The sequence below is a fragment of the Pseudoalteromonas sp. GW168-MNA-CIBAN-0100 genome, from assembly GCF_040309225.1.
In the GTDB taxonomy this organism is placed as follows: Bacteria; Pseudomonadota; Gammaproteobacteria; order Enterobacterales; family Alteromonadaceae; genus Pseudoalteromonas; species Pseudoalteromonas arctica.
On record NZ_JBEOOL010000002.1, the window covers coordinates 75,218 to 90,324 of the forward strand.

Here is a 15,107-nt window from a genome sequence, read left to right on the forward strand (position 1 = left end):
CTCCTATAACACTTCTACAAGCATTTTAAGTACGTTCATTACTTGTAATGCTGCGGGAAAAAACACCAATACCAAAAACATCGGAAAACAAATTAAGATAATGGGAAAGGTTGTGTGCATCGCTTTTTTGTTTACTTTTTTAGCGAGTAAAATGTTCTTTTTTAGAGCTAGGCCTTCAAGTTGAGCCTCTACTGCTTGGATAAGTGGCGTACCAAGTTTTGACCCTATTAACATTAAGTTGGCGAGTTTTTTAATTCCTAATACGCCAGTTCGTTCAAAAAGTGAATTAAATGCAAATTCACGATCTTTACCTGCGCTTAGTTCGAATAAAAATAACTTTAGCTCTTTGTATAATGGGTGTTTTTGACTTAATCCATGATCAACCGCCAGTGCAAATGAGCGCTCTAGTGAAAATCCAGCGCGCATGTAAACCAGTAACACCCGTAAAAAAAACTCTAAGCTATTATTTATAACGGTTTTACGTTGATTTTTACGTAATAAAAACCAGCATTCGGGTGCAAAAAAACACATAAAACACAGTAATAATTTAATCGATTGGCTCAGCTCATAACCTGTTAGTTCTATAACCGTAAATGCACTAAAAGTAGCAGCCACTTTGAAGCAGTACAGGCTTATTAATATTTTATTAATTTGAATCCCTGCTTGTCTTAGTTGACGTTTAGAGATGATGATTAGCGGATACCAATTAATGTTTTTAGTATCGGGTTTATCTAATTCGACTTTAAGAGATTGCCTATGAATATGGATAAATGAGCCCATACTTACTAAAAGTCCGATAAGTAAAAGTATATCAATCATAATGTTACCCTTAAGCTAAGGCGTAGCCATAAAAAACCAAATAGCTGACAAAGAAGCGCAACCGTTATAAATGCAATCCCATTAGGATCGTTTAATAATGGTTCAAACCAGGTTGGATCGGTATAGCTAAATAAAGGAATTAGTGCGTAAGGTAAAAAACCACTAAATACAGCAGCGTACTTAGTACCCGAAAGCTTAGCTTTTAGCTGTTGGCGGTCGAGGGTCCGAAGCGACATCATGTTGCATACGCTTTTTAGCATATCGGTTAAATCACACTGGCTTTGTGTATGTGTAATGATGCTATGAGCAAACAATCTTACGGTTTCGCAGTTGTATCTTTCAATTAAAGGGGCAAACGACGTTTCGGCATCACTACCCATGCTCATGCGTTGTATTAGTAAGGTGCTTTGTTTTTTTATATATGGGTCTGCATGTTCATCAGCAAACTGCATTGATTGCTGTAGCGATAACCCTGTGCTTAAACACGATTGTACGGTTTCAATAAATTCTAAAAAATGATGCTCAAATTTTGCTAATTTATAATGAGCCAAGTCAATCACAGTTATAAAACAGGTTACAAAAACCACGATTGAAATAATAAACGCGCTGGTTGATGCCTCTGGGTAATATAATTTAGCTAAAAACCATGAGCTACTAGAGAGCGAGCACGCCATGCTTATAAACCAGGCGTTACTTATGTTTAAGCCTAGCACTCGTAGTGACAAAGTAAGGACGTCTTTTTCTTCTAAAATATCTACTTTTTTAGTGCCTTGGCTGCTTTTATTTTTAGCATACAAAGAAACCAACACACTAGTTGCAAGTACAAAGGTTATAACCGCCGCTATAGCTAATAAATAATCAAGTTTAGTCATTGTTAGCCTCCGGGTTATTGTGCAGTAATGCTTTTAATTCTTGTGCATTTGCCCCTTGGCCTTTCATAAACTCAATAACACTCGAGGTATTTATTAACTCATTTTGTACAGGCTCTGCTTCGTTAATACTATATAGCGGGCTAAAATGTGCGCCGCCATTAACACGCTTAATTTCACCAATACTTTTTAGAGTTCGGGTGCCATTAGTTGAGCGAGAAACATGCACTATAAGTTGAATACTCGACGCGATTAGCGAACTTGTATGGGTATCGCTCAGTTGTGCATTGTGTAATTGCACTAAGGTAGATAAACGAATAACGGCATCATTTGCGCTGTTAGCATGTATGGTCGTCATCGAACCTTGGTGACCACAGTTCATTGCTTGGAGCATATCGATTACTTCGCCAGAGCGTACCTCTCCAACAAGTATTCTATCTGCGCGCATTCTAAGGGCTGCTTTTACTAAATCTCTTAGGCTTACTGCACCTTTACCATCGCTGTTTGTGTCGTGGGCTTCCAATTGCACAACATGGTTGTGATGCAAATTAAGCTCAGCGCTTTCTTCAATGGTTACAACACGTTCATTTGGATTAATTGAGTTGGCAAGTACGTTTAATAATGACGTTTTACCAGCCCCCGCATTGCCACACACTAAAATATTAACGCCTGTTTTAACTGCACTTTTTAAAAACGATAAGATGTTTTTATCTAAAAAATGATTATTAACTAAAAAGTCATCGTTTATTTTTTTATGATTAAACTTACGAATCGATACAATCGCGGCGCTGGTACACGCAGGCGGTACAATAATATGAACACGGCTACCATCTTTTAGTTTGCCATCAACAATTGGCATAAGCGCATTGACTTGTCGACCACAGCCATCAAGTAAGCGATCAACAAATCGGCGTAAATGGCGTTCGTCATCAAACTTACTGGCAGTGCAAAGTAGTTTGCCTTGTTTATCAATCCATATATCTTGCGTGTCGTTTATTAAAATATCACTAACCTGATCGTCCAGCATAAACTGTGCAATAGGACCCAGACCCTGAATTTCATCAAATACAGCCTGAACAACCTGCTCTTGTTGGTATTGATTAAATGAAGATTGATTAAATTGTGGAATTTCACTGCACAATGCAGAGATTTTTTCGAGAACATTACTTGATAAAAGCGCGGTTGGTTCTTGTTCGTACTCTTCGATAACGGCATCGTGCAATAGCTTTTTAAGCTCTTCAAAGGTACTTAAACTGGTTTGAACTTCTTCATGTTTGCTTGATAAATTAAACATAAAAACTCACTTAGCTACATATACAGCTTCATTTTTAACGCCTTTAACCACTTCGATTGTGCGACTGGTTTGTAAGCGTGAAAAGTTTTGCAAACGACCTTGTTCAATGTCATAAGCGCTATGCACAATAATTGAAACTTTGTCGGCGTTATCTATACCCGCCAACGAATAAACATCTTTTGGAAGTACCGCAAGGACTAATGAAACACCGCCCGCAGCGGAGTTAGACTCTTTAGCTAAATTATCCATTACGCCACTTTTAGCGGCTTGCGATTTAGGACCTTTTGAAACACCAATCAACTGTACATCACGGGCAACTGTTCTTACTAAGCGATTAGTTTTAGCGACTATGTCGAGTCGGTCACCTTTGTGTATGCGCGAAAGCGGAATATCTAAGGTGTTTAGTTTTAAAGTATATAAAACACGCCCTGCCGGAATGGCTTCTGATAAATTTTGGCTTTTTTCTCTAATAAAATCGGTGTCGAATAAGGGTTGTTCAACCATTTTATTAGTTGCTAATTTTTGACCTATTAATGCACGCGGATTTTGAACGCTCAGTGCAATATTTGAATAGTTACTTGGATCTATACTCTTTTGCTCTACATCGTGAACGGTTACAGTTTGGCCGGCAGACATATTTTTGTTTACTACCCAAGCTGTTACGCTATTTTCATCGTTTACCTGTCTAATACCCAAAGCCGAAGCTAACATGCCAGAGGTGATGAGTAATATGAGAGCCGCAGTGGTTGCGCCTTTGTTACTTTTACTTTTCATAATATTCCTCCAGAGTAACTTTCACTGCCACACTTTTTGTGGCAGTGAGCCTTAAGCTTGGTATTCAAACCTGCTTGCCTTATATTGGGTACCTTGCGTTAGTTACCTTGTGAGCCGCCTGCCGTTGTACGCGTTGCAGCATCACCACTTGGTGTTGCACTAACAAGTGCGGCACTTTCACTAAAGTCTGATGCAACAAAAGTGAATGAACTACCATCGCCTGCGTACACATCAACTGAATCTACAAACCCAGAACCAGACACTTCAGCTGTGCCTTCGGCGTTAATCATGCCGTCAAATACATAGCTTTGGTCAAGTGAGCCAATTGCTTCAGCTACATCTTCAAGTTCGCTGGTTACCGAGTCACGTAATGTAGATAAACCAATTACAAGTGCCGCTACCATTGAAGTAGAAAGAATGATTAGCTCTGACGTTAGTACAAAACCTTTTTGCTTTTTGCTATTTAAGTTATGTTTAATAGTTTTCATAATCGTAGCCTTTAAATTAGAAGAGCTTATGCTCACTTTATATATAGCGAGGACCATGCCAACTAATTAAATCCTTTAAATACATATGGTTAGTGTGTTTAGATTATTTATTCTTTAGCTGTTTTTACTTTTGATTTGCAAAATGCAAATCAATATTAAAAAATAATTTTTAGATACTTAATGTTAGAAACGCTCTGTTAAATTATTAAAACTAATAGGTATTCAAAAAGGGTTAAATATTAGAAGCAGTCTTGTGGGGTAACTTATAAAACGTATGATTAGCGTAAGCTCTACTACTATTTTTGATAAATAATAAAGTGGTTTTGGCTCCTTAATAATGCCAAATTTTAGGTATAAAAAAAGGCCCGAAGGCCTTAAGAATAACAATTACCTAAAACAGAGAGTTTACCGCGCCTAGCAAGTGCTTTTTTATGCGTGGGTTCTACACGTAAAACTTGCTCATAGTAGCCACAGGCCAATAAATTATTGGTATTAGCTTCTTCAATTAACCCTTTATGGTAAAAATAGGCGGTACTATTTAAACCAAACTTAACCGAAAGCTCTAAGTAGTTTGAAGCTATAACGTAGTTGCCCTGGGCATAATGTATAGAGGCCATTTGCAGGTATGGTGAAGCATGTGTACCAAAAACATCAACGCCGTATTGAGCAATACTTTTTGCTTTAGCTAAATTACCTTGCTCTATTGCTAACGTAACCCCTAAAGTAATTGCATTTAATGGTGGATTAGCTTTATTCAGTAATGTGTTTATAACTTGTTGAGATTGATTAGCACGGCCACTTTTATAAAGTACGTAGGCCGATATCGACAGTATTGCCGTGTTATCGGGGTGTTCAAGCATTAACTGATTCACCTCATGCACTAGGTTTAAACAGTTACTTGCATTTATACCTTCACACTTTAATGGTTGGGCATTTAATTGGTATTTTTTTACTATGTCACCCAACGCGTTGTAAGGATTTACTGTTGGCTTGTAATCAATATGAGCGCAACCCGATAAAGTAAGCAGTAAAATAATATAAAATATTTTCATAGCCCTTGCTCCTGTATATAGCTAAGTACCTGTGTGTCTATATTTGCCTGTTCCCACGAACGTAATGTGTTAATTGGTTCACGCACCAGATTTGGAGTTACAACAATTATAAGCTCGCGGTTGTTTTCACTTTTGCTGGTTGTTTCACTTAACTTGCCTAGCATGCTATTGCCGTTGCCATCAGGTACAAAGTCGTGGCTTGCATTGTTATCGGTGCTAATTAAGCCACCAATAATAAGAGGCTGACCATCTTTTAAACGCGTTGACGTTTGCATGCTGCGTGTATTAAATGCACTACTGTTTAAACTGCTGCCTGTGCTTTGTGCAATTTCGGCAGTTAACGTGGTATCGGGTAATGAAATTACTGGGTTTAGATCAAGTGTTATTCTATCTTTGTCGTCAACCATGGCGCGTACATTTAATTCAACTCCGAATGATTTAAATTCTGTACCGCTAAACACCGACCCACTACTACCTTGCTGACCGCTTGTAATGCCAGATGGGCTATAACTTGTAGGTACAGGTACTTCACCACCGACTTTAAACACGGCACTTTCACCGGCTAAAACCGTGATTGTAGGGCGAGAAAGCGTTCGAGAAATACCTTCTTGTTCAAGTAATGAAAATAACATATCAATGGCAAACTGTGAGGTAGAAAGCTGTAAGTTATTAGTTAATTGACCGCCAATTAATTGCAGCGCATTTTCTATTGTTGCAGAGCCTGATTCGCGTTCAGTCATACCGTCACGGCCAAATAAACCCGCTTCTTTTTCATATCCATTAGAGAGCACGCTAATATCTGGGCGCCATTGCTTTAACCTACGTTGATTTACTTCGTATAGCTGCACCGATACACGCACTTGCGGTAAATCTTCAACTTCAATACTCGACAAAACTTTACCGCCAGCCACTGACAGCAACGTTGCTCTTGCAATATTAGAACTCACATTACTTAAATTTAATCCTGAGGTAGCATCATTTATTAAACCGCCTGACTCGTTGGCAAGTACTTCAATACCTGAACTTTTATCCTGCGTTGCGCCGCCCATTAAATTATTAGGATCAAGAGGAGAGCCCTGAGTTTGTAATGCTTGCTCTGGTTCGAATAATTTATTAATTGTATTTAATAAGCGCACTAGCTCTATCTGGTTTTTTACAGAGCCGGAAAGTAAAAACACATCGTTGTCGTCATTTGATAACTCATCAACCGAGATGCGTTTAATGGTCACTTTATCTGCGCCCATTGATTTAATCACTTCGCTAATACGCTCTTCTTTTGGCTTGGGTGCTTGAGTTACTTTTATTAAATTAATAATAGCGACTTTACTCGAGTTTTGAGAGCTGCCGCCGTTTGCGTTACCCAAGCCTTGCAAGCGTTGAGCAAGTGAATTAAACATACCTTGGTTAGGATTTGAGGTGATAACGGGTTGTGATGCTTGTGAGCTACTGGCATAAAGGTAGTTTTTTGCAGCTTCATAAGCGGCATGACGATAATTTATAGTAGGTACTTCACCACGTAATACAACAGCATGGCGATCAGGTGCTATGGTTAACTGCACGTCAGGGTGAATATCGTTTAAGGCATTTTCTAGTACGCTGTAGTCTTCGGTTACGCCAAGTAAAAATGTTTCAGAGCTTTTATCGTCGTACCACACCATCATAGATGTACGGCCTAACTTTTTAGCTAAAATTAGTAGCTCGCGACCATTAACCACGTTCACATCAAGCGTTGTTTCGTGGCCTAGTGCTATACGCGAAATATCACGGGTAAACACAAAGCGAGTATGCGTCCATTTAACCAAGTGCGATACTTTTTGTACCCGCTCACCATTTGCATTTTCTATATAATCTAAATGACTTTCACTGCCCATAGCGGTAAAAGATATTAGTAATAGTATAAAAATAAATTTTAACATAAGCCTTTCCCTCAATTTGCTTACTATATAGGTAGCAAGTATGAGGCCAAAGGTTTTTGTTTTTATAATCAATGGATTAAGATGTATGAACGTGTTTTTTATTATTTTGATTCGCAAATTGCAAATCAATGATTCACACAGGGATTAATAAAGGAATAAGCTTAAAAGGGGTAAGCACAGAGCATGTAAATACGCTCTGCACTGGTATTAATTAATGCAAAGCGGCTGTAAACGGAATGCTTTCACAAATTTTAGCTTCAGCTATAAGCAGCTCTTCTAGACGAACATCAACTTCTTCTTTTTCAAAGTATTCGTAAGCGAGTTCTACAAATAGGTTTTTATGTTTTTCTTCTGACTTAGCAATAGCAACATAAAAGTCTTTTTCTTTACCCTCAGGAAGTGCTTGTGCAACTAAAGAAAAACGCTCGTGGCCACGTGCTTCAATGACACCACCTACTAGTAATCGGTCCATTAAAAAACCATCACGACCGTGTCTAAATAGTGCACGTATTTGTTTTATGTACGGATCTTTTTTGTCGTCACCTAAGTTTACATCGCGCTCTAAAAGTAACTTAAGCACTTGTTTAAAGTGTATTAATTCTTCTAGTGCTAAATCGGTCATGGCTTTTACTAATTTACGTTTGTCTGGGTAATGCGAAAGCATAGACATAGCCATACCCGATGCTTTTTTTTCAGCAGCGGCATGATCTTGTAAAAAAGTATTAAAGTCAGCAAGGACAACTTCGGTCCATTCAAATGGGGTGTGGTATTTTAATTCAAACATGTTCTGTACAACTTAAATAATAATGCGGGGATTTTAACGTATTTGTTTTAAAAAATCTTGTAAGGCAGTAATTTATCTATCCGTCCTTTAGCCGTAGATTCAACTTTTAACGGGTGTTTAATATCGTTCCACGCGGTGACTTTGCCGCCCATATTCATTTTTTCAAAATCAGTTTTATCACTTTTTAATGCTAAAAAATCGCATAACTTTTTATAGCTATCAGGCTTTGCTATATCAATGGATAAAAAATCGTTGTCGCGGTTATTAAAGTACGTTTGAGCATCATTAAAATGTTTTTTATAGCAGTGAGCTAAGTAACTATCGTCGCTAATATTATTAAGCGAAAGCTCACTAAACGTATTTAAATAACAGCGTTTTATATGAATATTAAAGCCCCCGTCTGCACGGGTTAAATTAGTGTGCATACGCGTTAAAAGCTGTTTTATTGATACAAGCCATGCACCAAGTTCGCGCTCTAAATAAATAAACTTAGAGTGTGGGTAATGAATATCAAGCGCTTTAAAGTCATTAAATATGGGAGTGTCGGCAATCGCGTTAGCATTTTCAAAACAAGCATTAGTATACGCGGTATGCGCCGTTGTAATACCAAGCTCTAAAAATGCGTGGCACACACTCGTTGTGCCGGTACGCGGTAAACCTATTATAAATATTTTGCTCATTAACTTTTCTTTAATTAGCCACGTGTCACTAGCAATACAAAGGCGCTAACAATAATCACTAAAAATGTAGTAATAGTACCAATTTGGCGATATTTCAGGCTTTTTTCTACTATGCCTATATTTTGAAACACACGCCCTATTAATAACGCACCACCTAATATATGACAGTAATGGCTAGCAATCCCTTGGTATTCTGCCAAAAAAAGTAAAATTAAAGCAATTGGCACGTACTCCATAAAGTTAGCGTGGGCACGCACAGCACGTTGCAGCGTTGCGTTACCATTATCACCAAGTGATATCTGCTCCGCGCGGCGCACTTTTATTACGTTAAAGCTCAAATAAATGTAAAAGAATGCAAGTAATGCAGCATAAGTTGAAATGATCACGGCGTTTTCCTGTTATTTTTATCGCATAAGCATGCGCTTTATTATTGTGGGCGTGATAATAACATATAAATTTGAGCAGCATTATCAGAAGTTTAATAAATGCCTATGCTAAGCTAAGGGTATTAAGTAAGTAGAAAAATACATAAGGATTTTATGTTTGTACCTCGCAAAGTAGCCGACAGTTACCGTGAAATGATTAACAGTATTGGCTTTTACCCTTCTATGCTTTCAGTGGGCTTTTTAGTATTTGCCATTATAACTATGTCGGTTGAATATTTAGCCCCTATTGAGCAGCTAAAATCGTTTATATCGGTTGTACTTGTTGATAGCGCCGAAAACGCGCGTACTATTTTAAGCACCTTAGCAGGGAGTATTATTTCGCTAACTGTTTTTAGTTTTTCTATGGTTATGGTTGTTTTAAATTCGGCCAGTGCGAGTTTATCGCCCCGCGTAGTGCCTGGGCTTATTACGCGTAAATCACACCAAATGGTTTTGGGGTTTTATTTAGGCAGCATAATTTACTCTATTATTATGCTTATAAATATTAATAAGCTTGATGGTGGCAGTACGGCAATTCCTTCAATTGGTGTGTTGTTTGCACTTATTTTTGGCCTGATTTCATTAGGTTTGTTTGTATTTTTTATACATTCAATCTCTCGCGCCATTCAGGTTGATAACGTATTAAATGGCTTGTTTAGCCAAACTAAAAACGAAATTAAAACAATAATACAAAGACAACAAGAGAACCCAGTAGAAGACTTTCCAGACTTTAGCAAATGGCATTCGGTTAGCAGTAAAACAGAAGGGTATTATAAAGGCGTACATACCGATAAGCTGTGTGCCATTTTGGCAGAGCAAGATATAAAGGTGTATATATCTGTAAACCAGGGCTATTTTACAGTTAAAGGCTATCCGTTTTTAAAATGTAATAAAGATATAGCGAACGATGAAGAGCTGATAAATAAAATTCTCGACTGCTTTATTTTTTATATAGAAGAGTACATTAGCGATCATTACCGTTATGGGTTAACGCAAATATCAGAAATTGCAGTTAAGGCAATGAGCCCGGGCATAAACGATCCAGGTACTGCGGTTAAATCAATTGATATGCTGAGTATTTTACTTATTCAACGGCTGTCAATTAACGATATTAACTACTCGTTTAAGCACAGTGATAATGCCCCATTGTTGTACCTTCATGAAACAAGCTTTGATGAGTTATTACACGACAACTTTACACCGCTGCGTAATTACGCCAAAGGCGATGCATACGTAATGACAAACGTGCTTGAGGCATTTAAAAATATTTTGTTTGTTGCCCATAAAGATACCGATGCACGCAACAGTTTATTTAACTATTTAAATGCGATTGTTGATGACATAAATGAACATGTAACTAATGAATACGACAGACGCGAAGTGACTAATATGCTCAACTCAATAGCGCGTATTAGCCAAGAGCAAGGTGAGAAGTTGGTGGCACGTTTTGAGCACCACCAAAAATAAAGTTTAATCTATGTAGTACACAGCGTAGCTTGAGGCTGTTACTTTAATCTCTCCAGCATGGTAGGCATCAGGTACATAGTTACTTGGTGCGCTATCAGCCATCATTACTTTTTCTGTGCGCATATAAGGTTGCGACTGCACATTGAGTGGACTTAGTGACGCGCTGTACAACCCTTTTAAATCAACGCCATAATCTTCACTAAACTCTTTTGCTGCATCCCGTGCGTCTTTAATTGCTAACTTTTGCGCTTTTTTATGCAGCTCGTTGTAGTTACTTGCTAAAAATTGCGTTTGATTAATTTCGTTAATACCGTTGTTAACTAAGCTTTGTAGTAACTCAGGGTATTTATTTATATCGCTAAGTTTTACAGTTAATGTACGAGAAACCTTAAAGCCTTTAAATTCTTGATTACCGGTAGTGCGGTTGTATTGGCTATCACGGTTTATTGAAATTTGTCCGGCGTTTATATCTCCCTCTTTAACACCAATTTCTTTTACGAGCTTAATTGCCTTGGCGATGGTTAAGTCGGTTTTATTTTTAGCAGCAATTAAGTCTTTATCAACTTCAGTAATACCTACGCTAAGCTGTACGTAATCTGGCATTGTAGTAAGAGTCGCTTCGCCCTTAACATAAATATGAGGAGCATCGGGAGTCGCTGCCGCGAGTGCATCAAAACTAAGTACGTTTAAAGCCAGTGCACCACCTAAAACAAAAGTCAGTGTTTTCATTAAGTCGATCCTTTAATTATGTAAAAACAAGTAAACACCGTACGTGGTTAATTAAATATGAACAAGCACAAAAAAACAGGCCATTGCCTGTTTTTTGTTAAGCGTTGTAATTAATGCTATTACACCATTTACTTTTAATTACGTATAAACGTTATTAAACACTACAACGTTTATAGTTACGGTATTTTGGTAACCAGTAATTTTTGTCGATTGCTGCCCATAACGCATCATCAGTAATCTCAAGAGCAACGCCCTCTTCGATTGCTTTTTTAGCAATGGCAAATGCAATACGCTTACTTAGCGTTTCAATTTCAGTTAGGGCTGGTAATAAACTACCTTTACCTGTGTTTGCACGCGGCGACGACTCTGCAAGCATTTCGCTAGACACACTTAACATAGCATCTGTAATGCGTGTCGCTTTAGCGGCAATAACCCCTAAACCAATACCAGGAAAAATATAGCTATTGTTACATTGTGGGATTGGGAAAATTTCACCGTTGTGTTCAACCGGATCAAACGGGCTACCTGTTGCAACAAGTGCCTTGCCATCTGTCCATTTAATAACATCAGCAGGATGCGCTTCTACCTGCTTAGATGGATTACTCAATGGGAAAATAATTGGCTGCTCACAACCTGCGTGCATTGCACGAATAGCTTGCTCAGTAAATAAACCAGGTTGGCCTGAAACACCAATTAAAATGTCTGGTTGTGCACAGTTCATAACATCAAGAAGTGATGCGTATTCACCGCTGTAAGTCCAATCACTTAACGAGCCTTGCGGTTGTGCAAGTGCTTGTTGGAAATCGCGTAAGCCTTCCATACCCTCTGAAAGCAGGCCAAAACGGTCAACCATAAATACTTGGCTACGCGCTTGAGCTTCTGTAATACCTTCAAAAACCATTTGGCTAATAATTTGCTCAGCAATACCACAACCAGCAGAGCCTGCACCCACAAAAACTACTTTTTGTTGGCTTAGGGTTGAATTTTTAACGCGACACGCAGCAAGTAAAGAACCGACCGTTACAGCCGCAGTACCTTGAATGTCATCGTTAAAGCTACAAATTTCATTGCGGTAGCGCTTAAGTAACGGCATTGCATTTGGCTGTGCAAAATCTTCAAACTGAAGTAATACATTTGGCCAGCGACGTTTAACCGCTTTAATGAATAAATCTAAAAACTCATCGTATTCGTCTTGAGCAATACGCTTATGGCGTGCACCCATGTACATAGGGTCGTTTAAAAGCTTTTCGTTATTAGTACCCACATCAAGCATTACAGGCAATGTGTATGCTGGGCTTATACCACCACACGCAGTGTAAAGTGACAATTTACCAATTGGGATACCCATGCCACCAATACCCTGATCGCCTAGGCCTAAAATACGCTCGCCATCGGTTACAACAATAACTTTTACTTTACCTTTGGTAGCGTTGCGTAAAATGTCGTCAATTTGGTAACGATCTTCATACGAAATAAATAAGCCACGTGCGCTGCGATAAATGTCTGAGAATTTTTCACAAGCGTCACCAACTGTAGGCGTGTAAATGATTGGCATCATTTCTTCAAGGTGGTCACGCACTAAACGGTAGTAAAGTGTTTCGTTGTTATCTTGAATCGCACGTAAGTAAATATGCTTATTAAGGTTGTCGGTAAAGCTAGAATACTGCTGATAACAACGCTCAACTTGCTCTTCTATTGTTTCAAAGCGAGGAGGAAGTAAACCAGCAAGATTGAAATTTTCGCGTTCTTTTTTACTAAAGGCGCTGCCTTTATTTAATAGCGGTGTTTCAATTAGGCCAGGGCCAGAATGATGAATATATAAGTAGTTAGGATCAGTATTAGTTGTCATATTTCCAGGCTTTAACGGAGTCTTAAGTTATGATCTGTCATTATCAGTGTTAGAGGTTTAATTGCAACGACAATTAAGCTAGTCAGACCATTGAGAGAAAATACATGCGGGCTTCACTGCCCGCATGCATATTATACATAATTTAAAATTTGATAGTGGCGTTATTATCAGTTAAATCAGATAACGCAACACCTTCACGGCGAGGGTCTGCACCACCATATAAGGTATTATTTTTAACTTCAACTGCGTGTAAGCCTGAGTTTAAATCAATAATACGTACATTGTGGCCGCGTTTAGTAAGCGCAGGCGCAATGGCTTCAATGGTTGTGCCTTTTTCAAGGCTGGTGTAATCGTTACGATTTGTTGTACGCGGTAAGTTAATAGCGTCTTGCGCTGATAAATTCCAATCAATAACACCCACAACAACTTGTGCAACGTAATCAATGATACGACTACCGCCAGGTGAGCCTACAATTAAACGTAAGCTGCCATCTTTATTAAATACCATTACCGGTGACATAGAGCTACGCGGGCGTTTACCAGCCTCTACACGGTTTGCTACAAGCTTGCCGTTTTTACGTGGCGATAACGAAAAGTCAGTTAGTTGGTTATTTAAAATAAAGCCATTAACCATAACCGTAGAGCCAAACGCCATTTCAATTGAACTGGTCATCGAAACTGCATTACCTTTACTATCTACAATAGAGACATGCGAAGTAGAAGGTAACTCGTATGAATCATCCATTGCATAACTTAAGTACCCTACTGGATTACCGGCTACGGCTTTTTGGTCTGTTTCGGTAATTAATTTAGCGCGTGAGGCAATGTAATCTTTGTTTAAGAGTTCTTGTGTAGGTACTTGAGTGAAATCGGGATCGCCCATGTACATATCGCGATCGGCAAATGCAATACGCGAAGCTTGGCTAAAGTAATGAATCGCCTTTTCGCCATTTGGTTTAAGTGCGCTCATATCTTTATGCTCAAGTAAGCCAAGCATTTGTAGTACTGCTACACCGCCACTACTTGGTGGCGCCATAGAGCACACGTTATAAGCACGGTATTGTATACATACCGCATCGCGTTCTTTACTTTTGTAATCTGCTAAATCTTGCACACTTAATTTACCAGGGGCAACTTTAGAGTGCTGTACAGCATTAACCATTTGTTTAGCGTTTTCGCCTTTGTAAAATGCATCAATGCCCTGCTTTGCGATGTCTTTGTATAAATCAGCAAGTGGTTGATTCTTTTTAACGCTACCCGCTTCGATTAATTTTCCATTTGGGTAAAAGTATTCGTTAATAATCGGCATACTCAATACGCCTGGGTTTAACTGGCGTGCTAATAAGCCATGTAAACGCGGCGAAATTACAAAGCCTTGCTCTGCAAGTTCAATAGCCGGTTTAAAAAGCGCTTCCCACGGCAATGTACCGTATTGTTTATGCGCGCTTGCAAAGGTATGTAAAATACCAGGCACACCAACAGAGCGTCCGCCTACTACAGCTTCAATCCATTTAACGGCTTTACCGTGCTTATCTAAAAACAGTGTTTCGTCTGCATTTGCAGGTGCTGTTTCGCGGCCATCAAAACTAGTCAGCTTATTGTTTGCTTTGTTGTAGTACATCATAAATGTACCGCCGCCAATACCTGACGATTGCGGTTCAACTAAAGTAAGCACTAGTTGAGTTGCAATGGCAGCATCTACGGCACTGCCGCCTTGGGCTAAAATTTGTTGACCGGCTCTGGAGGCATATGGATTTGCCGCAGCAACCATGTATTTATCACCTTGCACTACTTTTTTATGGATTAATCCAGTAGCGGCTTCAGGTTCGCGAGTTTCAATTTGAGTTGCTTGCTGTGCAAATGAAGGCAGTGATACTGCGCACAGCCCAATGGCAAATAATGAGTTAAGTTTAAAATGCATAAAAATACTAAAAACACTTAATTACGTAGTTGTATTTGGC

14 protein-coding genes are annotated in these 15,107 nt (G+C 38.8%); 1 reads left to right on the forward strand and 13 read right to left on the reverse strand.

The annotated features are described in order from the left end of the window. Window positions 1-3: 3 nt before the first annotated feature. The 10 genes from AAEY62_RS01475 to AAEY62_RS01520 form a co-directional block, all read right to left on the reverse strand. Window positions 4-819 carry a type II secretion system F family protein gene (locus AAEY62_RS01475; RefSeq protein ID WP_024589372.1) on the reverse strand — a complete coding sequence of 272 codons (816 nt, stop codon included), beginning with the start codon at window positions 817-819 and terminating at the stop codon, window positions 4-6. After that, window positions 816-1,691: a type II secretion system F family protein gene (locus AAEY62_RS01480; protein ID WP_024589373.1), complete on the reverse strand. Its 876-nt coding sequence runs from the start codon at window positions 1,689-1,691 to the stop codon at window positions 816-818. Before AAEY62_RS01480 ends, AAEY62_RS01475 begins: the two co-directional genes overlap by 4 nt. Continuing rightward, window positions 1,684-2,982 (reverse strand): TadA family conjugal transfer-associated ATPase, encoded by a 1,299-nt coding sequence (locus AAEY62_RS01485; RefSeq protein ID WP_350634478.1) that lies wholly within the window; start codon window positions 2,980-2,982, stop codon window positions 1,684-1,686. The genes AAEY62_RS01480 and AAEY62_RS01485 overlap by 8 nt, the downstream gene beginning before the upstream one ends. 6 nt (window positions 2,983-2,988) lie before the next feature. Continuing rightward, on the reverse strand, window positions 2,989-3,756 hold the full coding sequence (locus tag AAEY62_RS01490) for a hypothetical protein (protein ID WP_024589375.1): 768 nt from the start codon (window positions 3,754-3,756) through the stop codon (window positions 2,989-2,991). A gap of 98 nt (window positions 3,757-3,854) precedes the next feature. Then, entirely contained in the window at window positions 3,855-4,244 is a 390-nt protein-coding gene (locus tag AAEY62_RS01495; RefSeq protein ID WP_024589376.1) for a hypothetical protein, read from the reverse strand. Between the two features lie 374 nt (window positions 4,245-4,618). Continuing rightward, window positions 4,619-5,296 (reverse strand): tetratricopeptide repeat protein, encoded by a 678-nt coding sequence (locus tag AAEY62_RS01500; protein ID WP_024589377.1) that lies wholly within the window; start codon window positions 5,294-5,296, stop codon window positions 4,619-4,621. Continuing rightward, a complete protein-coding gene (locus tag AAEY62_RS01505) occupies window positions 5,293-7,212 on the reverse strand; it encodes a pilus assembly protein N-terminal domain-containing protein (protein WP_024589378.1) in 1,920 nt (639 codons plus the stop codon). Before AAEY62_RS01505 ends, AAEY62_RS01500 begins: the two co-directional genes overlap by 4 nt. Before the next feature lie 211 nt (window positions 7,213-7,423). Continuing rightward, the gene (locus tag AAEY62_RS01510) at window positions 7,424-7,996 is read right to left on the reverse strand and encodes a MiaE family protein (RefSeq protein WP_007586685.1); all 573 of its coding nucleotides are present in this window, start codon (window positions 7,994-7,996) and stop codon (window positions 7,424-7,426) included. A gap of 47 nt (window positions 7,997-8,043) precedes the next feature. Beyond that, window positions 8,044-8,676, reverse strand: coding sequence for a sulfotransferase (locus tag AAEY62_RS01515; protein ID WP_101163108.1), 633 nt, complete (start codon window positions 8,674-8,676; stop codon window positions 8,044-8,046). Between the two features lie 14 nt (window positions 8,677-8,690). After that, a complete protein-coding gene (locus AAEY62_RS01520) occupies window positions 8,691-9,062 on the reverse strand; it encodes an MAPEG family protein (protein WP_024589380.1) in 372 nt (123 codons plus the stop codon). Between the two features lie 153 nt (window positions 9,063-9,215). Here AAEY62_RS01520 and AAEY62_RS01525 point away from each other — a divergent pair, with 153 nt between their 5' ends. Then, the gene (locus AAEY62_RS01525; protein ID WP_024589381.1) at window positions 9,216-10,568 is read left to right on the forward strand and encodes a DUF2254 domain-containing protein; all 1,353 of its coding nucleotides are present in this window, start codon (window positions 9,216-9,218) and stop codon (window positions 10,566-10,568) included. Between the two features lie 3 nt (window positions 10,569-10,571). On the opposite strand, the gene AAEY62_RS01530 is transcribed toward AAEY62_RS01525, so the two are convergent. From AAEY62_RS01530 to ggt, 3 genes are all read right to left on the reverse strand, one after another. Then, the gene (locus AAEY62_RS01530) at window positions 10,572-11,297 is read right to left on the reverse strand and encodes an SIMPL domain-containing protein (protein ID WP_024589382.1); all 726 of its coding nucleotides are present in this window, start codon (window positions 11,295-11,297) and stop codon (window positions 10,572-10,574) included. A 154-nt stretch (window positions 11,298-11,451) separates the two neighbouring features. Then, window positions 11,452-13,146, reverse strand: coding sequence for an NAD-dependent malic enzyme (locus tag AAEY62_RS01535; protein WP_024589383.1), 1,695 nt, complete (start codon window positions 13,144-13,146; stop codon window positions 11,452-11,454). A gap of 142 nt (window positions 13,147-13,288) precedes the next feature. Beyond that, window positions 13,289-15,067, reverse strand: a complete 1,779-nt coding sequence (gene ggt, locus AAEY62_RS01540) for a gamma-glutamyltransferase (protein WP_350634479.1) — start codon at window positions 15,065-15,067, stop codon at window positions 13,289-13,291. Window positions 15,068-15,107 lie beyond the last annotated feature (40 nt).